At 54.9% G+C, this 21,245-nt stretch carries 16 protein-coding genes and 3 pseudogenes; 8 read left to right on the top strand and 11 right to left on the bottom strand.

The window, feature by feature from the left end:
- A partial coding sequence (locus V8P86_RS17695; protein ID WP_336328618.1) for a DUF7972 family membrane protein occupies positions 1-853 on the top strand: 853 nt, incomplete at its 5' end.
- A gap of 242 nt (positions 854-1,095) precedes the next feature.
- Here V8P86_RS17695 and V8P86_RS17690 read toward each other — a convergent pair.
- From V8P86_RS17690 to V8P86_RS17680, 3 genes are all read right to left on the bottom strand, one after another.
- The gene (locus tag V8P86_RS17690; protein ID WP_336328617.1) at positions 1,096-1,476 is read right to left on the bottom strand and encodes a DUF7970 domain-containing protein; all 381 of its coding nucleotides are present in this window, start codon (positions 1,474-1,476) and stop codon (positions 1,096-1,098) included.
- Positions 1,476-2,360: a ParA family protein gene (locus tag V8P86_RS17685; protein WP_336328616.1), complete on the bottom strand. Its 885-nt coding sequence runs from the start codon at positions 2,358-2,360 to the stop codon at positions 1,476-1,478. Before V8P86_RS17685 ends, V8P86_RS17690 begins: the two co-directional genes overlap by 1 nt.
- A gap of 492 nt (positions 2,361-2,852) precedes the next feature.
- A complete protein-coding gene (locus V8P86_RS17680) occupies positions 2,853-3,293 on the bottom strand; it encodes a GNAT family N-acetyltransferase (RefSeq protein WP_336328615.1) in 441 nt (146 codons plus the stop codon).
- 327 nt (positions 3,294-3,620) lie between these two features.
- On the opposite strand from V8P86_RS17680, the pseudogene V8P86_RS17675 reads away from it, so the two are divergent.
- Both V8P86_RS17675 and V8P86_RS17665 read left to right on the top strand, forming a co-directional pair.
- Positions 3,621-4,048 (top strand): annotated as a pseudogene (locus V8P86_RS17675) (transposase); the annotation flags it as partial.
- Positions 4,049-4,660: 612 nt separating this feature from the next.
- Positions 4,661-5,055: pseudogene (locus V8P86_RS17665) on the top strand (sensor histidine kinase); the annotation flags it as partial.
- Positions 5,056-5,085: 30 nt separating this feature from the next.
- On the opposite strand, the gene V8P86_RS17660 reads toward V8P86_RS17665, so the two are convergent.
- Positions 5,086-7,953, bottom strand: coding sequence for a PAS domain S-box protein (locus V8P86_RS17660; RefSeq protein WP_336328614.1), 2,868 nt, complete (start codon positions 7,951-7,953; stop codon positions 5,086-5,088).
- Positions 7,954-8,354: 401 nt separating this feature from the next.
- Between V8P86_RS17660 and V8P86_RS17655 the strand changes: the two genes are divergently transcribed.
- Positions 8,355-8,690 (top strand): DUF7344 domain-containing protein, encoded by a 336-nt coding sequence (locus tag V8P86_RS17655; protein WP_336328613.1) that lies wholly within the window; start codon positions 8,355-8,357, stop codon positions 8,688-8,690.
- A gap of 234 nt (positions 8,691-8,924) precedes the next feature.
- Positions 8,925-9,470 (top strand): HTH domain-containing protein, encoded by a 546-nt coding sequence (locus V8P86_RS17650; protein WP_336328612.1) that lies wholly within the window; start codon positions 8,925-8,927, stop codon positions 9,468-9,470.
- A 370-nt stretch (positions 9,471-9,840) separates the two neighbouring features.
- Here V8P86_RS17650 and V8P86_RS17645 read toward each other — a convergent pair whose 3' ends face one another.
- Both V8P86_RS17645 and V8P86_RS18995 read right to left on the bottom strand, forming a co-directional pair.
- Positions 9,841-10,029 carry a PIN domain-containing protein gene (locus V8P86_RS17645; protein WP_336328611.1) on the bottom strand — a complete coding sequence of 63 codons (189 nt, stop codon included), beginning with the start codon at positions 10,027-10,029 and terminating at the stop codon, positions 9,841-9,843.
- 126 nt (positions 10,030-10,155) lie between these two features.
- The gene (locus V8P86_RS18995; RefSeq protein ID WP_442909425.1) at positions 10,156-10,308 is read right to left on the bottom strand and encodes a DUF7837 family putative zinc-binding protein; all 153 of its coding nucleotides are present in this window, start codon (positions 10,306-10,308) and stop codon (positions 10,156-10,158) included.
- A 736-nt stretch (positions 10,309-11,044) separates the two neighbouring features.
- Here V8P86_RS18995 and V8P86_RS17640 point away from each other — a divergent pair.
- The 3 genes and pseudogenes from V8P86_RS17640 to V8P86_RS17630 all read left to right on the top strand — a co-directional run bounded on the left by V8P86_RS17640 (position 11,045) and on the right by V8P86_RS17630 (position 12,544).
- Positions 11,045-11,384: pseudogene (locus V8P86_RS17640) on the top strand (DUF7437 domain-containing protein).
- Positions 11,385-11,461: 77 nt separating this feature from the next.
- Complete coding sequence (locus tag V8P86_RS17635; protein ID WP_336328609.1) at positions 11,462-11,803, top strand: DUF7964 domain-containing protein; 342 nt, start codon at positions 11,462-11,464, stop codon at positions 11,801-11,803.
- A 411-nt stretch (positions 11,804-12,214) separates the two neighbouring features.
- Positions 12,215-12,544: a hypothetical protein gene (locus V8P86_RS17630; RefSeq protein ID WP_336328608.1), complete on the top strand. Its 330-nt coding sequence runs from the start codon at positions 12,215-12,217 to the stop codon at positions 12,542-12,544.
- 90 nt (positions 12,545-12,634) lie between these two features.
- On the opposite strand, the gene V8P86_RS17625 is transcribed toward V8P86_RS17630, so the two are convergent.
- The 5 genes from V8P86_RS17625 to V8P86_RS17605 all read right to left on the bottom strand — a co-directional run bounded on the left by V8P86_RS17625 (position 12,635) and on the right by V8P86_RS17605 (position 21,022).
- Positions 12,635-14,221 (bottom strand): AMP-binding protein, encoded by a 1,587-nt coding sequence (locus V8P86_RS17625; RefSeq protein WP_336328607.1) that lies wholly within the window; start codon positions 14,219-14,221, stop codon positions 12,635-12,637.
- A 135-nt stretch (positions 14,222-14,356) separates the two neighbouring features.
- Entirely contained in the window at positions 14,357-15,973 is a 1,617-nt protein-coding gene (locus V8P86_RS17620) for a class I adenylate-forming enzyme family protein (RefSeq protein WP_336328606.1), read from the bottom strand.
- Between the two features lie 71 nt (positions 15,974-16,044).
- Complete coding sequence (locus V8P86_RS17615; RefSeq protein ID WP_336328605.1) at positions 16,045-16,569, bottom strand: acetone carboxylase subunit gamma; 525 nt, start codon at positions 16,567-16,569, stop codon at positions 16,045-16,047.
- A 9-nt stretch (positions 16,570-16,578) separates the two neighbouring features.
- The gene (locus tag V8P86_RS17610; RefSeq protein ID WP_336328604.1) at positions 16,579-18,864 is read right to left on the bottom strand and encodes a hydantoinase B/oxoprolinase family protein; all 2,286 of its coding nucleotides are present in this window, start codon (positions 18,862-18,864) and stop codon (positions 16,579-16,581) included.
- Complete coding sequence (locus V8P86_RS17605; RefSeq protein WP_336328603.1) at positions 18,857-21,022, bottom strand: hydantoinase/oxoprolinase family protein; 2,166 nt, start codon at positions 21,020-21,022, stop codon at positions 18,857-18,859. The genes V8P86_RS17610 and V8P86_RS17605 overlap by 8 nt, the downstream gene beginning before the upstream one ends.
- Positions 21,023-21,245 lie beyond the last annotated feature (223 nt).

Raw genomic sequence — 21,245 nt, 5'->3', positions numbered from 1 at the left:
AGCGAAAACTGAAACCGAAATCCGAGACCCATCGCAAACACACCTACTACATTGCTACCGATACCGCCGAGCAACTGTCTCTCAAGAGCAGGGACCAGTCGGCGACCAGCGCGAACGCATGGAAGGCGCGATGGCGTTCCGGAAGGATGTCGAGGACGTTATTGAGGAACCGGTGAGTCCCGCCCAGCCCTCGGCGTTCCTCCGGTCGCTCGTGAAACTCACGCAGCGACACGCCGTAGCCGTCTCGGACGCCGTCGAAAACATTGACGACAAGACCCTCAACGATCAGGTGGCCACGTTCACGGAGAATCTGAAGCGGAACGCGGACGCCGTCCAGAGCAGTCTCAAAGACTCCCAGTTCGGCGAATTCGACGTGATCTTCTCCGCACTGAATTACAATTACTCGTGGAAGTTGTACGCGGCGCGCCGTATCCGCGCGGAGAACGAGGACGTACTCACTGAAGAAGCGCACCACGCGTTGGATGAACTCAGCAACGCGCTTGAGCTGTTCGGACCGGCGCGCGAGCATTTCAAGACGCTGTACTTCCAGTGGGCGCTTATCGATCTTTCCCGGACGATGCTGTACTCGTCCATCCCCGCACTCCTCACGGCGGTCGCGGGAATCCTCTACCTCGAACCTGCGCTGTTCCCGGGGACCGTGTTCGGCGTGCGCACGCTTGTCGTGGTGGTGAGCGCGGGTGTGGCTGTCTCCTTGCTGCCGTTCGCATTCCTGTTCTCCTACATTCTCCGTATTGTCACCGTAGCGAAGCGCACGCTTTCCATCGGGCCATTCATCCTCCGAGAGACCGACTGGTCTCGCGACCTCGACTGGGGCGACGACGAGGGAGAGTAAATTCGATCTCGACCGGTCGCTCGGCCCAGCGGGTCCACGGAGCCGATCAAACATCGTAGTAAGAAACGCAGATGTGGCGGAATAAATCTCGAAGAAAGAGCGGTAATCTGATCAATACTAACGATCGCATCGCGGCATACCATGAGCGGATCTTGTACGCTGTCGCTACTCCTTCGCTTGCGGGCCTGTGCTACGTTACGGTACGGAAATATTCCCTTCAGTAGTCATTCTTGACAGTCAGCTCACTCCCAATCGTATCCGTAATCCCGGCACTTCTCAGCAACTAATTTCGGGTTTTCAATTGCAACCTCCATCGCCGCCTCTAAAACGTCAGTTTGGTAAATTTCTTCACCGAGGTCATCTTCGACGGCATCGACAAGATCACTGATTCCGTCTTCTGTCTGTTCTCTCAGAAACACGGGCCGCTGCTGACGTTTTTCTTTCACGTAGTCACGGCTGTGAATATATGGCAGTGATCGCTGCGACGATGTTGAGTTGTTCCGCCCTGTTTGACTGACAGTATCAGTGTCTTCCGAAGCCATTGATTGCTGCGCTTCACCGCTCTCACTCTCCGACTCATCATCAAATGGGTCATCACCGATGCCTTCTTTCATGCCCGCCATCAGACAGTCACCTCGGTTCCATCATCCAAGCTTCCCGTCTCGGGTGGGTTTGGCGCTTCAATCTCCGCGGCTTCCTCGATATATCGTGCGAGGCGGTCGAACTTTGCTAGCGTTTCCAGTTCGTAGTTGCGTGTCCGTTCGCGGTGATCGGCTACATACGTGTATGCGGAACATTGTTGCTCCCAGCAGCCTTCCATCAGCGAGGAGCGTTCTCGAATCACTTCTGGGACCGGATACTCGATTTCTTCGAGAACCCGATCTTGACTGTTCGTTCCTTTATAAGCGTTCGGCACAGCAGCCACGACACCAATCTCGGCACCGAGGTGGTCTTCAAGTCCTTCAACGACAGACGAAAGCCCTTCAACAGACGTCTCGCCCTTTGGCGATGGGCGAATTGGAATGACGAGCGTCCGTGTTGCATCGATGGCATTGTAAAGATGTGGCCCCTCCGTCGCTGGCGGATCACAGACCAACACATCGTAGGATTCGTTGACACCAGCGTCACGGAGGACACGTCGCAACTGAGAGTACATCCCGAATGCTTCTCCCATATCTTCAGCCTGCTGTTTCTCCCTTCGTAGGTATGTTCCCAACTCAGACAGCATATTGTGTTCAGGGATCACGTCGACGCCGTGCTCAGCTTCGACGATCAGGTCCTCAAATGGACCTTTCGGGCGGTTAATCATGTGACGAACGAGATTGTCGGCATCAGAATCGGCCCGATTTTCGTCGACACCGAGCAAATGACTCAAGTCGGCGTCTTGTGGGTCAAGCGGGACGACGAGCACGTCCAGCCCGGCGCGGGCGTGCGCAACAGCTAGATTAGCTGCTGTCGTCGTTTTGGCCACGCCGCCTGCTTCGGAGTAGGTCGTATAGGCCAGCATACGTTATTCCTCTCTTTCGGCCCTGATAAAACTTAGTCAGACAAGCCAGTTGGGTGGTTCAACTGGCTAAGTTAGTTAGCTAAGCCAGTTGGATATGCCAGTTGGATAAGTTAGCTGACTGAGTTAGTTGGATCAGCTAGCTGGCTGGACCGAGTGCATGGACCCGAGGGACCCTTACTCTGCGAATTGTGCCGCCATCTTCTGTGCGAACGGAATGAATATTCACATTTTTAACCAACATAAGGCACAGACTTGTTGGGTTGTTGGTTAAATATTACAGCTCCTACGTTCAGATCCCCATCTAATCGTGACTGTACTGCAGTACTGAGAACGAGAGTGTCTCGTACTGGATATCCGAACCTAAATTGATTCGAGACACGTCTGCACAGTAGTTGAGACCGGCCATCTCAATGCATCTGGGGTGGGCGGTTGAGGGTTATCCCAAAGTGATCAGGGTGGATCAACTGTTCAGTGGGTGTGCGAGTCGAGCAGTTAGGACAGTTGTTTCGTCAGTTCGACAATCGGAACCTCCGGTGTGTCGGGGCCACTTGCATCGATTTCGCGTTGTTTTTCGTATCCGAGTGTTTCGTAGAAGCCAACACCGTTTATCGACGCGGGAACGATCAGCTCCTCTACGCCTTCCTGTCGAGCGATTGTTTCGAGTTCCTCGACGATTGTGCGCCCGATTCCTTGTCCCGTGTAGTTGGGATCAACAAATGTTGCAGCCAGCACGTTCTCGTTGAGATGAATGCTTCCCCAGCCAACGGTCTCTCCATCCAATTCAGCAATAATTGGACGACACGAATCGTCGGTAAACTCATCTTCAGGAATTTCCTCAGCATCTGGCTCAGCGGGTGTCAGATGCGCAGGCTGTTCGTCCGTGTAGTACTCTTCTCCGTTCTCTCGGAACGACTCCGATCGGATACGCGCCATTGCTGGTACGTCTTCAGGAGACGCCTCTCAATGAGAGACCATTATGTGAACAAGCAAATAGCTATAATAATAACTTTCCCCGATTAAGCAATCCTTCGTCTGTACTGAGCGATTCACCGAATAATCATAAATCACTTCGTAGAGTTGCTCATTGAGTGCTTCAGCCACAGATAAGGGCCTCAAATAGATTAATCGAACAAAATTACCCATATCTACTCTTATATTTCCGATAAATCAGTAGATCGCTCTTGTGAAGCAGATTGTTGATACCGAGAGCTGCGGCTGAAAGTCGAAGAGGACAAGCGCACCGCGGCAGCGGTACCCGATATGTTCCCAATGCACCGCTTTGTGTCGGAATCAGCCGCAGCGGACCTGTTGCAGCAGGTTCGCTGGCGAAACGGTGTCGAATGTATCTGCTGCCGTTCTGACCGAACGGTCACAAACGGCAGCCATCGAGTCTATCAACGGTATCTGTGTAAGAATTGTGGTGGTTCGTTTAACGACAAGACCTGCACGATTTTCGCTCATTCCAAGCTGAAACTCAAAAAGTGGTACTTCACGATCTACGTGTTCTTACGGTTTAACACGAGTATTTGGCAAATTGAGGCAGAGCTCGATGTGTCGTACTGAACGCTGAGAGAGCGCGTCGAGCAGTTCGCCAGAACGCTCGACGCGCCCTCGATCACACTTTCTGGACCGGTGAAATCGACGAAGTGTACGTTTCTGCCGGACGCAAAAGCCGCAAGCGCGACCAAGAGCCGTGCTCGACCGCGTCGGCCTTGCTGTCTTTGCCATCTACCGGTTCAACTGCTAGCGGTTTGCCTTGGGCAAGAACAAATGCTGTGCAGTAGCGGTGACACTTCGTGGTTCCGTCCCATGCTGGCATCCTTCTGAACTCGTCTTCGTCGTCTGGATATCCGTGGAACGGATTGTCCATGAAGTCGAGAACCGTCATAGCCACCAACGCGAGGATATCGTTGATAGAATCAAGCATCGAGTCCTTCTCCAGCGTGTGGAGCCAATCCATCACTATCTCTCGGTTTGGTGTGTCCTCAGTGTTGGTCGTGACACCGTTGACCGATGTCTGGTCAGCAGCAGCCCGGAGTGCAACTTCCATGATCTGATCGGAATCGAGGCCTGAGCCCTCGATTCCTTCCATCGGTATCAACTCAAGCAACTCCATGCTAAGAGATTTTAACCGGCCGTTCGAAATGAACTCGTCTGGATTTTTAAGGATAAGCTTGAGCTTTGGTAGGTTCATATCCTCCAAATCTGGACGGCAGATGAATCAGTTTCCTGATTCACCCGCTTCGTTTGGTACTACATGTCAGCAACAGTACTATTGAGCCAGAGTGGACAACTAGCGATGTTGGCAAACTGTCGGGACAGACGATGGGATACTCGAGGTGGAGACTGAGCGTACAATTTGGGCTGATTCATCCCGTCTCCAACAGCTGTTGGAGAACTTGTTCCGGAATGCAGTGAAACACGGGAAAGAGGGGGTAACAGTCATCGTGGGCGACCTCGATGACGGGTTCTACGTCGCGGATGAGGGGCCCGGAACCCTGAGGATGACCGTGATGCTGTCTTCGAGAAGGGCTATTCAACTAGTTCTGAAGGGACCGGATTCGGGCTCGCAATTGTGAAAGAGATCGCGGTGGCCCACGGCTGGGACATTTGCGTGACATCGAGCGACGCAAACGGTGCGCGGTTCGAGATCACAAACGTGGATCTAGTTGGCAGTGAATCGGTGACTGATTGACATCCTCCTCCGCGTAAACGCGGGGGGATGTCATTTTGTTGAGTTCGCTTTGCTGTCCATTACATCTCCGATCACTGTTTCGTGAGCCCGACGAAGCCGGTAGTGTAGGCTTGGGCCAGAAATATCGAAAGTGTCTGCGATTTCTTCGACCGTACTTTCGCGTGGCCAAGCATAATAACCACGGGCATATGCGGCTTTCAGTGCGGCCTCCTGTTTGTCAGTCAACCGCTCCGTGACTCGGTCTTGCATAGCGGCTACCGTCTTAGCCGGCCGTTCGAGATGTTGTGTGCTGACTACCTTGATGGATGGTGCAACCTCTCGCAACGCATCAAGTACGGTTCGGACCTCGACACTCGACGGGAGTTCGATGCGGAGTTTGATATCACCATCTACAGTCTGTGCACTTCGCATAGACGCGCCGTAATCAGTGAGGATATCGAGCGGAAGCTGGGAATCGGTTTTAAGTTGAGCCTCAATCAAGGCCGACTGTGCGCTGTCGCTGTCGCGCACCACGGAACTAGAGCGGATTAACGAATCGCCCTCCAAGAGGTCACACACATAATCCGGATCGTCGTCAGAAACGGTAAGGTAGTACACTCGCTGTCCGTCCTGACCGACAACACGACGGTCAAGTTGGAATTCCCCGTCTAGTTGTGATGACACTGTTCCGAACACAAAGTCCGCATCCGGGATTTTGAGAGTGAGTGAGATGACTCGTTCTGCCGTCAGCGAGCGTTGGCTATGCACGCGTTGGATTGCGAGCGCAATGCTTCGCCCGAGATCGGTGAGGACTTCTTGTTCTGTCTCGCTGATGGTGTGATCTGGCGGCGCATAGACCACTAATACCCCGTATGTTGCCTCGTTTTTCCTCAACGGAACGATCGCAAGCGCGTGATGTTCGTGATCCAGTGCTATCTCCCGCCTATCGTCCGGAAACCCAGGCGCAGTACTGATATCGTTGATCACCTGAGTCGAGCCGTCGTCAAGGGCTGCTTGGGCGAGATTCCCTTCACTGTCCGAGATTCCGTCGAGATAGTTCTCGTTGACCCCGACTGCCGTCCGCGGAAGGACCGTCACCGTCCCACTGCTCGTCTCGGTCAAATTGCCGATCCACGCAGTTTGGTAAATCTCGGAGTCTGTAAGTGCTTCACATACTGCAACTTCGATTTCCTCACGCGTCGTCGTGTCCTGCAGTGCCTGTATGGTCCGCCGGACAATCGTATTGACGCGTTTCAGTTGAACGAGTTCGTCACGTTGCTGTTCGAGTGTTTGTTCACGGACTTTTTGATCGGTGATATCACGAAACGCCCACAATCGTCCGTAATGGGTCCCGTTGTCTCCAATGACGGGTGCAGAATAGCAGTCCAACCACCGGCCGTCAGTCAACTCGATTGTATCACGACTCTGCTCTTTAGGGTGTCTGTTGAGATATATAATCTCTTCGAGAAACGCGTCGGGGTTAGCGAGCTGGTCACAAATCAGTCCGAACGTCGCTTTGCTTGACTGTTCAGCGACCGCATCCTCTGGAATCTCGAACAGATCCAACACCCGACTGTTGTGATAACGGATGATTGAGTCCGAATCGATAACCACCAGTCCATCTATTGTCGTCTCTGCCTGGGCTTCCAAGAGTGCTTTCTGATATGCGAGTTTCTCTTCTCGTTCCTTCCTGTCGGTGATGTCGGTTGCGATGCCAACAATTCGCTGGAGTTCCCCCTCATCGTACACGCCCGCAGACTGATCGTGGACCCAGCGAACGTCGCCATCGGGGTGAATGACACGGTACTGTTCTTCGTATTCATCCGGGTGTGTCTGTTGCTCGGCGAGTGCTCGTTGGACTCTGTCGCGGTCATCCGGATGCACTGCCTCGGCGAAGGAAGTCGGATTCTGTCCCAGCGTGCTGGCTGGGCGACCCCAGACTTCCTCGTACGAATCGCTGACGAATTCGATTTCGTCTTTGTCTGGACTACTTAGCCAGATAACATCAGTGATTCTCTCTTTAATATGCTGGAGAATCTCTTCGCGCTCCCTACGGTCGAGTTCGTAGCTGACCCAGCTACTGAGAAGGCCCACAAACGTGACTGCCCACTCGGAGAACGGCTCCGCTCGTGGGTCCGTACTGTAAAAGCAGAAGGTGCCGACTGTCTCGTCATCGACAACGACTGGTCCACCGAGGAAGCTCTCGATCCCCAATGTGGCGTCACTGAACTCCGTTGTGTCCCCCTTCTTCCCCTCAAAGACGAGTGTTTCGCCCGTTTCGATGACGCGCTTACAGTGGGGGACCGCATCGAGAGGGAGCGTCTTGCCGGCCTCAATCACAGGACTTGTCGCTGCAGTAACCGCCTCGAAGACGCACTTGCCGTTGTCGGTTCGTGATAACGCTGCATGTTCGGTTCCGAGTACATTCCGAGTGATCTCCAGAAGTGCGTCTATTTGCTCTGTGAGGGACAACTCGGATGCGGTACTGATTTCGTAGGCCTCGCTCAACGCCGTCTCACGCCGCCGCCGCTCGGTAATATCGTTCTGGATGATAGTAACGTACCGGTCTCCGCGATGCTCGAATGGTGTCACTCGTAGCAAGAACCACCGCGTGCCGTCTGAAGAGCAATAGGAGTGTTCGATCTTGAATTCGTCCCGTTCCCCACAGAGTACCGCAGAGAGGCCAGTCGCTACACGGTTCGCGAACGCACTGTCTATCTCCGCGGCAATTTCGAGATAGTCAGCACCGCCTACGTCGGCCGGATTTTGAACGCCGTTCACTTCGGCGAACGTCCGCCAAGCATGATTGGTCGCCACGATAGCTCCATCCGGATCGAGAATGGCAACGTTTGCAGACAGGGTATCGAGCACAGACCGGAATAGCTCTTGTTCCGATTCATTCGTTGCACCGCCGTTCATAATCTAACATCGAGACTAGATAACTTAGTTTGTTGGATATATCTAGAGTCAGGTTACTTCGGCCTGCATAACAATGGTTTGGCCCCCTTCTTCCGGTATTATAGTGGTCCTACGCGAAAAAACCACCAGGCTGTGAAAGTCGACAAACTCTGGAACTTTAGATACCTAGAGCAAGATTTCTTCCCTCCCGTCAACCGAACTGGAATATGGCGTTTCAGAATGAATCGGGCCATAGTAACCAGATACCCGTGATTGAGAGAACACTGTTCTTCAGTTACGAGCGTCGGGCAGACGGCCCTGTGGTCGGAGACCAATTCAACGCGCCCGTTCGGCGAGCAGCGGGATCGGATCAGAATACAGTTACGATGTCAAAAGCACGCACGGGGGACGCCGACAAAACGTTGCCTAACGATCAAATCCACCAGTTGCTTTCCGCGCGGCGGAGACGGTACGTCCTCTACTACCTGTACCGGTATGAGAATCCGGTTCGTCTCCCCGACATCGCAGCACAGATAGTCAAATGGGAACCGCAAGAAGGGGATCTGGTTGACGAGCGATCACAGACGCATCTTGCGCTCTACCACAACCACATCCCAAAGCTAGCCGATGAGGGTATCGTGGAATACGATCAAGAGGAAGAGATGGTCGAACTCGGGGAAAACGCGACCCACTTACGACCGTATCTGGAGCACACAGCCGAAACGGATCTGGACATGACCGACACACGAGGACTCTGATACAGATGCGAACATCATCTCCGAAGACGAGTTACTACTGGCAGTCGACGAATAGCCAAAAAGAAACAAATCCATCATCCCGATGTCAGGCGAGAGGGAGTTGTCAACTCACATGGCTCATCGACAAAATGCGTCACAATGGGAGATACCATCGAACAACAGATCAGGAGCCGAAACGGTCAGATACATTAGACGGACACCGATCTGTTATACCAGCGCATCTCGGAGGGAGAGATGATTGAGGATCCGACGGCGGTGACCGTCGAGTGCTGGAGCCGAAACACTACCGAACCGACTGTCATAGCGTGGCAGGAATCGGTGTACGAGCGGCTTCGGGAATATGCCAACTCGGACCGGATTGCCCGTCTCGAAACCAACACTTGGAGCAAATGTATTCGATGTCCCACAGCAAGCGACGATAGAACTGAGACGTGCGCCAATAAGTGCTGGGAGACATACTGCCAGTTCGAGGACTGGGCAACCTCAACCGGATACGATCTGGAGCCGGGCTTTAGACGCTACGAACGATCGTCGCTAGCATCGTCGGAATCCTGTGAACCGGTCGTGGTGCCAGTGGTCTCTCTGGCCGTCTATTCCGAGGACGAACTCGGGGCTGTATTTCCCTGTTCGACCACGGATCGAGTGTGGACGGTGGAAGACGGGCTCGCTGTAATAGACCCGGATCACTCAGTCGGGTGGGCGGATATCGCTACCGAACCAGTGACAGGTGTGAGTGACACTTCTGAACAGGAAGTTCGCCGCGACACATCCACGTCGTGAACTACCCCTGCCTACTCGCCGCCTTCGGCGGCTCCTTGAGGAAGGGGGCTTAGCGCCTGCTATCAGCTAAATAGTAGTGGGCAATGATACATTAATTATTTCATTCCTCTCTGTGTCGTACAGCGCGAATCCAACCCAGCGATGGCCCCGACACGACTCGTAACGAATGCTACCCGAATTCACAATCCCATATGCAGGAGGTAGTAGAGGTACTGAAGGCCCCAAAAATGATGGCTAAGGTAGAGATGGACTCGCCGGGCTTTCGTTACGCTGTTTCAGAGAATCCGTTTAATCCCCAGGTAGTCCGGCGATTAGGCTGCCAGTCAGTTGCGGTGATGCCGCAGACAGTACTGATCCCAGATCCTGAATTCTATGGTTCTCTCGGGTTCCCCTCCCAGCCGAGTTGTGTCTCCATGTATTCGAATGCCGTCCAGATATCGATGACATGAATGCGTCCCTCGTAGTACGAGTTCTCGATGACGCCAGCGATTGCTCGTTCAGCGTTCCGGTCATCCATCAGAATCCCGACGGAGTCGTGTGACGTTGAGCCGAGAAACATCACACCGACTGCTGAAGTTCTGAATCCGTCTTACGTAACTCACCGGGTCTGTTTGCTCGAATGCTGCCAGCAACTCGTGGCCCGTTGTGTACCCGAACACCCAAAGGGACAGTAAAACGCCGATCCTCATTCTGGCGCGACAACGTCTTCGCACGCTGGACACTCTGTCCATACGCCCTCAGTACCGTCGTCCTTCTCGTACTCAACTAGAAGCCATGCTCTGGGGATACGTTTACCGCAGTCCGGGCAGTGACCGAGAGACGGGTCGTCAGCGTTCATACCAAGGGGTGGAAGGAGCGTGTGACAGTATTCCTTCTATTCATTCCTGTGGCGTCCTCGAATGTAAGATTTCGGCGTGATTCTCGTTCGAGCGCACCGGGTTTCCGCTGAAACGAGTTGTCCACCAGAGTTAATCCGCTGTCACCTGTAGCCTGAAAGAGGATGGGAGTTCGCACAATCCTCACTCGTCTCCTTCCCGGTGGCGGGTCAAAAGTGGTAGTCGAATGTCGCAACTGCGGCACAAACGTATCGCCGGGAACCGATGAATGTCCGGACTGTGAGGGAAACGAGTTCTGTCGATACGAGATACCGGAGTAGGTCGCCGGGCTACTTGAAGTCTGTACTGATCAATTCATCGCATAAACCGTAAATCATTCAGTAAAACTGCATACTGCGCCTATGAGTTTTTGTATATCACTATATAATTTATAGAATCAAATTCCGGGCTAAGGGCTCTTATCGCGTGCAAATACGCCATTTCCGTGGATAGTATGATTGGTCGTGATTACTCTGATAATCACGACCAGATTGAAACACTCGGCTGCAGTCGGGTAAGCACGAATGCTGCAACCGCCTCACACCAACGCTTTCCCCGGGTAAAGCCGGCAAGAAAGGAACTCTCGAAAGTTACCGGTGCTATCCTACCTCCCCTTCCGATGCGAGAACCCATATTACGAGTTCTTTATAATTCATCCACGGAAGATCGCATTCACTCCCTCAGTCAGGTCGGCCACCGATTCAGCAGCTCCAGACGGTTGCTGACCTCCTCGAAACGCCGGCACTCGCTCGCTTGTACGCTCACGTCTATGCAGCACGGTCCGGTCACGTCTCCGATATTATCGACGAACTCGAGAGACCGCAGGGAACCACCTACGACTACGTCCAAACCCTCGAAGCAGCTGGCTTGGTGGACGACGTCTACATTGAGCGCCATGGTATCGACAAACTTGCTGTCGCCCTCGAGTACGTTGTGGGGTCCGTCAACCACCGGATTGCAGTCGAGAACTCCACTCTCACCGCTTGAGTCCGAGATTATTCTTCAGGCACTGGAACCGGTCGCTAATAGATACTGCTAATCCCGGTGTACTGCCCAATCTTACCACCACAGTATCCCCCGAAGCGTTTTTGTTGAATAAGGTAAAATTGAGATACCGTGTTAGAATCACTACCGGACCGTCCATTGACAGATGAAGAGGCGGAACACCTCAAAGAGCAGGACCCGAGAATTGTCCCGTTATCTGTTCTCAAGGGCGAAGACACTGACCCGTATGTGATCTATACGATAGCGTTTTATGCAAGTGAGTCCCAGCAAGTCCATTTATTGGGCTATTCGGATACGGAAGGAGGGTGGGTGAAGTTTGAATCGTTCCAAGAGGATGTCTGGACAGTTGACCGTCAAGAGGAACGGGTGTCACAGTGGATTGATGAGCAGTATGGTGACCAGTTTGAGCAAGGGGTGCTGAGTGAAGATTCTGGCACGGTTGATATCCAATAATTGCTGTGTGGTGTGAATTTTTGGGCATAACTCAGTAGGCTCTTAGATATGGTATATTTGCACATAACGCAAATGACACCAGCCGATCGGTAAACCGCTTAATTTCTACACTCACCCGATCCAAAGTCCGCCTGAATTCTCCCCGAGTCATCCATAAAATAAAACCACCTGTCTCCCTCGAGTTTCGGTCGCTAATTCCGTGAATAGCATCTCATCGTTCAGTCCACGGTTGTCAATTCTGCCGTTAGAACCGATGGGTGAAAGACAGTAGCGTGGCATGTTTCCATGCCGCGATATCTCTGGGGCTACCAACTCAGCCACCACCTATATATCATTGCGGTCCATGTTAGCAATCATATGCCAGACCCTAGTGACGTCGTTCGCAATTTGGAACATGGAGACATAGCACGCGTGACCGATCCAGACATCGGTGAAGTATCGGTCATGGTGTTTCGCCCACAGGAGACTGCAGAAGTCGCTCCAGGAATCCAACAGTTCGTTTTCACTCATAAATCCGGACAGATCATCGGGATGAATCGAACTCTTGATGCCAACGAGGACGGTGACTGGGAGGCGTGTCGCCTCGTCGTTGATGAAGATGGCTTCCAGCACGCCTTATTGCTGCGACCGAATGATGATCTGCATTTGCACACGCGACGAGAACCGGGTGAGCCTGATGACTGGGAACACCGCGGTGTCGTCCAAGGCATTGAGCCCCTTGAGTCGGTAGATCAAAACTGACTGGCGGAAACGCCACTTGGCGTCCGGAATCTCAGTTAGTGCCCGTTTCTGCATGGTCGCCAACCAGCGGACTACCGAATAGGACCGGGGTTACCGTTTGAGTTCGTAGCCTCGCTCGCGGTCCCAGGTGTCCTGATCGTCTTCGGCGATCAGTTCGTACTTTTTGACACGCTCAGTCGCCGTTTTCGGCAGTTCGTCTCGAATAGTAATGTACCGTGGCACCTTGAAGTAGGCAAGCCGACCGTCGCAGTAGTCGACGAGATCGACTGGAGAGGGGTCTCTCCCGGGCTTGGGAACGACCACCGCCTTCACTGCCTCGTGGTCCTGTTCTTTCGGGACACCGAACACCGCTGCTTCCTTGAGATCTGGGTGGTCACTGAGGACGTTTTCGACTTCGTACGACGAGACGTTGCCTCCCGGTCGCCGGATTGCGTACGCTTTCCGGTCGACGAAATAAAAGTAGCCGTCCTCGTCTTTGTACCCGATGTCCCCTGTATGGAACCAGAGATTCCGCCAAGCGTCGATAGTTTCGTCTGGCTTGTCGTGGTACCCGAGCATGAACGAGTTCGGTTTCGTCGGTCTGACGACGATTTCGCCTTCCTCACCGGGCGGGAGCGGTCGATCCTCTTCGTCGACGATCTCTATTTCCGTATACGAGAGGGACTTCCCAATGCTTCCGGATCGCGGTGCTTCAGGGGGATTGACGGCTGCTAAGGTCGCTGTTTCGGTCAGCCCGTAGCCTTCGAGGAGTTGCACATCGAAACGGGGTTCGAACTCATCGATAACACTTGCCGGTGCACCGGCGCCGATGCCGTACACTGCTGGATTGTCGGCGTCGTTCGGCTGGGGATCCGTATTGTGAAGATTGGTTATCATCGTCCCGAGATAGCTGAACACCGTTGCGTCGTGGCGTCTGATTTGGTCCCAGAACCGGTCTGGGTCGAACTCCTCGTACAGTACGAAGTCGATGCCAGCGAGTATCGACCCTGTGACTGTAGTCTGTTGTGCGTTGCAATGGGAGAGCGGCAGTGTCGTGAACGCACGATCGTCTTGGTCGAGACTTAGAATGTTATCCATGTACTCCCGTCCGGTATTGATATAGGAGTAGTGCGGTAGTATCACGCCCTTTGGCTTCCCCGTGGTTCCACTGGTGTAAATAACCGACATCGGGTCCGAGGCTCGCCGTGAGCGATCAGGTGGGGAACTCCGATCGAAGTCAAGCAACGATTGGTAGGGCTGGTACGAGGACTCTGGAGGGTGTTCGCCGAGTAGGAATTCCGAAGTAACGTGGTTCGGTTCTTCGCGGACGGTCTCGTAGTTCGTTCGCGTCGACGAATCTAGGAAAATTGTGGTCGCTTCCGAGTCTCGGAGGATATATGCCAGACTGTCGCCACGCAGATCGTTGTACAACGAGACCATTACTGCGCCGGCTTTGGCGATACCGAACCAGACAGTGAGGTACTCCCAACTGTTCCGGAGGAAGGTACAAATTCGATCCCCAGGTTCGGTTCCTCGTGCAACGAGTGCGTTCGCGATCGCATTCGATGTCTCGTGGAGGTCCCGATAACTGTAGCTCTGGTCGGGGGTGTGGACGAGCGGACTGTTCCGCTTGTTAGCCGCCCGGTCTGCCAGTAACGCGTTGATGGTCTCGTACTCGTCAGCGCCAGCTGAACTCATACATGTCGCGCCTCCGTTGCGAGCGATTTCGATCTCCCTGTATCTGTGGCATGCATCATCACACAAGGGGTTCACCCGTGGACTTAAATGTTCCCCGTGACTTCTCCCACGACAGAATATCGAGTAGCAGACTGATTAGTTGATGCTGCGGTCCGAATCGTCCCAGTATGGTTCCCTGAGAGCTTTCTTGTCGATCTTGCCGTAGGGCGTCTTCGGCAGTTCGTCACGGAACTCGACGTGTTTCGGGCGTTTGTAGTCGCCGAGTTCGTCATCAGCGAAGTCGTGGATGTCCGCTTCCGTGACCTCTCCGTCCGGAACGATGATTGCAGTCACTGCCTCACCCCATTTTTCGTCCGGGACGCCGATGACAGCAACTTGCGCCACATCAGGGTGTGTCACGAGGACATCCTCAACGTCAGTGCTGTAGATGTTCATCCCGCCAGAGATTATCATGTTGCTCTTCCGGTCGAGGAGGTAGACGTAACCATCTTCATCGCGCTTCCCAATATCCCCGGTGTGGACCCAGCCGTCCTCTACCGTCTCAGCGGTCTTTTTTGGTCGATTCCAGTACTCGTCCATGACAAACGGTGCAGTGGCCAAAATCTCACCCTCGCGTCCAGTCGGCTGTCGCTCGCCTGTCTCGGTGTCGACAATTTTGACATCGGCCATCAGTGTCGGCTGACCAGCCGACCCCAATCGTTGTTCCTGATCTTCTTCAACCGCAATGCGATGTTCTTCTTTCCCAAGCACCGTGATCAGGTTCGGCACCTCCGTCTGACCATAGAACTGCGTGAACACCGGTCCGAATTCCGCCAAACCTTCTCGGAGTCGGGCTGGTGTCATCGGTGCCGCCCCGTAGATCAACGTCTCTAGCGACGACGTATCTGTTTCGTCGAGCGCTGGATCATCGAGGAGCGTGTAGATCATCGTCGGGACGAGGAAGGACCACGTCACTTCATATTCCTCGATATCCTGCAGTGCTTGTGTTGGGTCAAAGTCTGGACGAATAACAGACTTTGCTCCCAAAAGCATCGCTGCCCACAGGAACAGCCCCGCAGAGTGTGGGAGAGGTGTCATTAAGAGCAGCGTATCGTCCCCCGTCATATCAAGCTCGGTAATATGTGCGTACATGTTCTGGAGGAAGTTATCGTGCGAATGGATCACACCTTTGGGATCCCCAGTGGTCCCACCGGTGTAGAAATGCCCGACTGGGCTTTCGGAAGAGATGGAGACAGACGGGGGTTCGGTGGAGTCACCTTCGGATTCTAGGTCCGCAAGCGTATCGAACTGGTCACTCTCGCTGTCAATAACGATTCCACGATTGAGGGTATCGACAGATGCGTCAAGCGACTCCAGGGTATCGGCAAACTTTGGCCCGGCGATGACAGTCTCGGTACCCGAGTCCGAAAGCATGTACTCGAATTCGTCTTCGGTGAGCATGTCGTTGAGGGGAAGTTTGACTGCTCCAGCCTTCAGTAGCGCTAGGTCTGCGATTACGTAGCCGAGACAATTGGACATCATCAGTGCAACTCGATCGCCCGGTTCGACTCCACGCTCGACAAGGGCGTTCGCCACGGCGTTCGACCGTTCATCGAGTTCACCGTAGGTATACTCCGAGCCTTCGACCGTCACAGCAACCCGGTCAGCGAATCGGTCGAGGCTTTGGATCAATGCGTCGGTCAGGGTTGTCGGTGCGCCCGTCGCGTCGCCGCTTTTTTGTCGACTTTCAGAACTGCCGCTGTCGGTTGCCATGGGGACTCATACCAATGCATCAGTGAAAAAAGTACCGCACGTCACAACGCAGGCAACGGGAGACAGCAGACTTAGTCAGCTGCTGTCTCGTCGCCTTGGCGGTCGGGTGCTGGGCGCCCTTGCCACTCCTCGTAGAACGTGTCGATGTCCGGGTCGAACGGTTTGATAACCGGGTAGCCGACCGGCACAGCGTCTACGTCGATGAGTTTGTAGCACTCCGGGCAGTACCACTCTCGGAGTTCGAACGCCCAGTCCGGGTCGACGTGCATGTACTCTTCGTAGAGTTCCTCGAACTCCTCGGCATCCTCGCGAACGTGGACCTCACAGGAGCGCTTCCAGTTATCGTCTACGTCGCAGAGATCTTCGCCGCATTCAGTCCTGACGACGCGGCCGTCGTCAGTCCCGACTACGTAGAGGTGATCGTTCAGAGGGACGAGGATTGGATCGTCCCAGTCGACGCGATCTTGAAGGACCTCCCGAGTTTTCTGGAATCGATCTGGGTCCTTTGGATCCGGAAGCACCTCGTTGCGCATCTCGTTCCAAGACAGTTCACCTTCGATCAGCGATTGAACGCGGTTTTTGTCTAAGTCAGTCATTGGTATCACCTAGGGGGAGTAGTCCTCGTCGAGGTTCCAGAACTCTCGGAACTCTTCGGCCCACTGTTCGCTTTGCTCAAACACGCCCTCGTACATGTACTGGACACCGTCGTTCCAGTCACTGTCTTCGACGCGCTCTCGCTCTTCGTCGAAGAACTCGTCGAAGGACTGGGTCCGCTGGGCGCGCTCTTCGATGATCTCCTCACGCCGCTGTTCAGTCGCCTCTTCATCGATGGTGAACTCGCGGTCGTCCTCGTCGTAATCACCCACGACGCCGTACACTTGCTCGACGATGTCCGGCGTGAAGATGTCTTCCTCAATGTCTTCTTTGAGTTTCTGCGGTGGCCGCTCCAATGGGTCGCCCCAGCCAGGCCCCCCGCTGGTCTGGTAGCGGAGGAGGTCGTTGTTCTCAAACTCCTCCGGGAAGAACATCCCGTCATGATCTCGGATGACCTCCTCGCCTTCGATCTGGTCTTCGAGTGAGCCGACTGGCTGGTCGTCGAGCGGGTACGGCTCGTCAGCAGCGGCCCGCTCAGCGAGGTCAGTGTCGTGTACACGCACGGAGTAACTGGTTCCGCCGGGGTATCCGCCGGACATTCCAGACGATGACCACGTCACTGTCGGAATGCTGAACGCGTACATCGAGACGTCCTCACTGCCCATGATGGTGTGGAGTCCTTCCCAGCCAGAGCCACCGCGGTACTTGCCGTGGCCGGCGGTATTGGGCTTGACCCGTCGGCTGAGCTGCAGCAGACCCCACTGGGTTTGCTCCCACTCTTCGACGTCGCCGAGGTCTGCCTCGGGGTTGAACATTGCGTACCCGTAGTCCAGTCCGTCGCGACATGCCGAGGCACCAAGCCCCTGGCACGAGAAGTCGAACGGACCAACGGGCCAGTAGTCACCCAGCGCGTCTGGGATGGCGTCAGCTACCGAGTCCTTCAGTTTCCCGCCACCTTGAAGCGCGTCACCAGGCTCTCCGTAGCCAGTAATCACTTCTTCACGGAATCCTCGTGAGAAGAACCCGTTGGAGAGACACTGCGACACCGCGAGGTATGTCGAGAAGATTGTCGCCCACGGAGTGTGGTAGGAGCGATCCGGATCTTGCGGGTTCACCACGCTCCCCTCTGGATATTTGGTGTTGACCGCGAGGTTAGCCCCGTCGTTTACTTTCCCGTCATGGAGAAGTGATTGAGTGAGGTACACCCACAGCGCACCTTCCATCGATCCCTTTGCGCAGTTGAACGGGTGGGGGCCCGGTGGCGTGGCACCCTCTAAGTCTAATTCCATCTCGCCGTCGCCGTCAATCGTCATCTCGACGGGGAGGTGGTTCATCATGTTCTGCTGGGCACCGGGCTGCCAGGCTTTATCCTCCCACTGAATCGGGTGGAAACCGGTCTCGCGGTACGTCCCGGGGAACATTCGTTCTTTGACCCGGGACTCCATGATTTGGCGACCTTCTTCGACGGCTTCGTAGAGGAACTGTTTGAACGTATCCACACCGACTTCGTCGATCATCTCGTGGATCGCCTCACGGATCATGTGGCACCCCGCAAGCCGGCACTTTTCGTCGAGGTCCCAGTACATCGGGGTCCGCACGCCGCGTTGACCGCGGTCCCGCCAGTCTTGATACAGTTTGTCGTCCTCTCCGATTTTCTCACATGTCGCGTACAACCCGTCTTCGTGCCGGTTGGTCGACGCGATCTGGTCGTGACCGCGGGTCATTCCGCCGATGTCGATTTCGTGCGTGACGCCGTCGGCCCATGCGACGAGTTCGTCCTCATAGAAGATGGGGACGAACGTGTGGACGTCCGTGGTGTGGACGTTACCGAGGTCGTTGTCGTTGTTACAGAACACGTCTCCCGGCTGAATGCCACGGTCGTGTTCGTAGTCCTCTTCGATCATGTACTTGATCGCGAGGGAACCGGTGTGGACGTGGACGATGATGCCCGTCGAGACTGCAACCGAATCACCCTCTGGGGTGTAGATCTGGAAGCAGAGCTCCCCGATCTCGCGGACGATCGGTGAGGCGCTCACGTGGAGTGCCGTCTCACGAGCAGAGACGAGCGCACCGCGGAGCCGCGAGTACATTTGTTCGTATTTGAACGGATCCTGTTCTTTGAATTCGAGTTCGTCCAGGCCGTGGTAGTTGCCGGACTCTTCCAGGAGTTGTTCACTCTCGTCGAGCATCTCCTGCAGCGTCTGACCGTCCCAGCCAATCGGCGGCTCTACGTCGTCGAACTCGCGTTCGCGAGTTGTGGTCTCTGGATCGTGGAGTTCGGATTCTGGTTTACTCATTGGTCTGTGTGAGGTGGTAAATGCGGTTGTTATCAAGCGATGCCTCGAAGCCCGGTGGGACCAGCATCGTCGTCGCCGGAGCCTCCGTGACTGCTGGTCCTTCAATGACGTTACCTGCTTGGATGTGGTCCATGTCCCAGATGTCGGCGTCGTGCCAGTCGCCCTCCCAGTAAATAGCACGTTCGCTTTTGTGGGCTTGTTCTGGGGGCGTATCGGTCGAAACAGGGTCCTCGTTGGGGAGCGTGGGCTTCGTCGAGGGCGCGACACCGGTGCCGATTGCGACGGTGAACTGATAGCCGTTCTCGGGTGAACGGGCCGCACGCTGGAACACACGGCCAAACTCTTCTTCGAACTTCTCGACGACCTTTTTGATGTCCTCACCGTTCAGCTCGCCGTCCCAGAACTCCTCGATCTCGACTTCCAGATCGTCGAGCATACCGGTGTACTGGGCGCGAACAGCCGGTTGGAATTCCATCTTGTCGGTGTCGATGCCGTCACGGGCGAAGGCATCGGCGGCCTTTTCACGCACTTTGTGGAACACACCGGTCAGGATGTCCGCAACCTCATCAGCGTTACTGAAGTCAGGCTGGAGAATAACGTCGACGGACTGATCGTACCGGTACGCCGAGTCCGCACAGGCCGTGCCGAATGCGGAGAACGCTGCTGCCCAGTCCGGCACGATGACGTCTTTGAAGTTCAGTGGCTTGGTGTACCCGGCTGCGTGGAGCGGTCCACCGCCACCGTAACTGATGAGATTGTAGTTCTCTGGGGCATAGCCCAACCCGTGGACCATCGACCGAAGTTCGTTCGCCATGTCGCGCTCGACGATGTCGAGCACACCGCGCGCCGTCTCAACAGGGTCTTCGCCGAGGTTGCTGGCAAGTTGGTCATCGATTGCTTCCCGTGCGGCATCCACATCGATTGGGATGTCGCCGCCGAGGAAGAAGTCAGGATTGATGTACCCCAGTAATGCCGTACAATCGGTTACTGTCGGGGTCTCGACATCGGCATTTTCGTTCGAGACGCCGACGAGGTAGCCCGCCGAGTCTGGACCAACCTCTATGCGATTCGAGGCACGGTCGACACGGAGGTACGACCCAGTCCCCGACCCGATTGAATCCAGCGCAGTCATCGGAATGTTAGTCGGGATTTGCGCCAACGTCTGATCCCAACGCGTCGGGTAGTGACCTTCTGTTATGAGCGCCACGTCGAAGCTAGTGCCACCGACGTCCGAGCAAACGAGGTTATCGATGCCGAGCTTATCCGTGAGGAACTCACCCCCGAACACGCCACCAATTGGTCCCGACAGCATCGTTTCAGCCAGCCAGTCGTGGTCCGGTGCGATAGTTCCGCCGGAGGACGTTAGCACTCGAAACGGCGAGTCCAAGCCCTCATCCTGTAGCTTGTCCTCGATGCTGTACAGTTGTTCCCGCGACGGCTCCACGGCGTATGCTTCGAGAATGAGTGTGTTCAACCGTGGCGTTTCCCCACGGACTGGGTTCTGTTCGCTTGAGAGCCACACCGGCGTATCATCGTCCCGCTCTGCTTTGACTTCCTCGGCGATTTCCTTGACCTTCTGTTCGTGCTCCGGGTTCGCATACGAGAAAATCATGCAGACAGCGATAACTCGGACATCCCTGTCGAGGAGGTCGTGTACTGCCTCCCGGATCTCGTCCTCGTAAATGCTGACGACCGGAGCACCGAGCATGTTAACGCGCTCGCGGACGCCCTTGATGTTCTCTCGGGGAACGATCGGATCAGGATGCTCGTGTTCTCGGGCATGGAGTCGGCCCGAATACGACAGGTCGGCCCAACTCGCGATTCCGCGTCCCATCCGGTGGTGATCTTCAAAACCGGCCGTCGTGATGACGCCGATGTTTCCTTCACCCTCGCGTTCGAGCAGCCGGTTGAGCATGGCCGTCCCGGCGTAGACGACGCTGTCGAGAGAGGCTGCACTCTCGCTGAACGAGGTCCCCCAGTATCCCAGTCCGTTGTCGAATGAATTCTTTACGCCAACGGATTCGTCGTCTGGCGTTGTCTGTGCTTTTCCAACCGTGTAGTTCGCCTCCTCGTCCACGATGAACGAGTCTGTCATGGTCCCACCCGTGTCGAGGGCAAGGAGACGAGGTTCGTGTTCTGATTGATCTTCCGTACTCATCGGTAACTTACCTCCACGGGAATCGTCGACACTCCCCCGTGACATTCACACACACAAAACCGACTGATAAAAATCTTACTGTGGTTTGATGATCAATTCTGCCAGCTATGATTCGAGAGTAAATCATGAATCCTCAACCGCAGCACTCATCAACAGAATCCTGGATTGACGCATTTTCGTGACGACCGAGGGTCCAGGCGTTGTACTTGAGAGGGAGACGAGT

Source organism: Halovenus anhuiensis (assembly GCF_037080055.1).
Taxonomy (GTDB): Archaea; Halobacteriota; Halobacteria; order Halobacteriales; family Haloarculaceae; genus Halovenus.
Note: the sequence above shows the minus strand (reverse complement) of the source record. Positions and strands in the feature narration are given on the sequence as shown.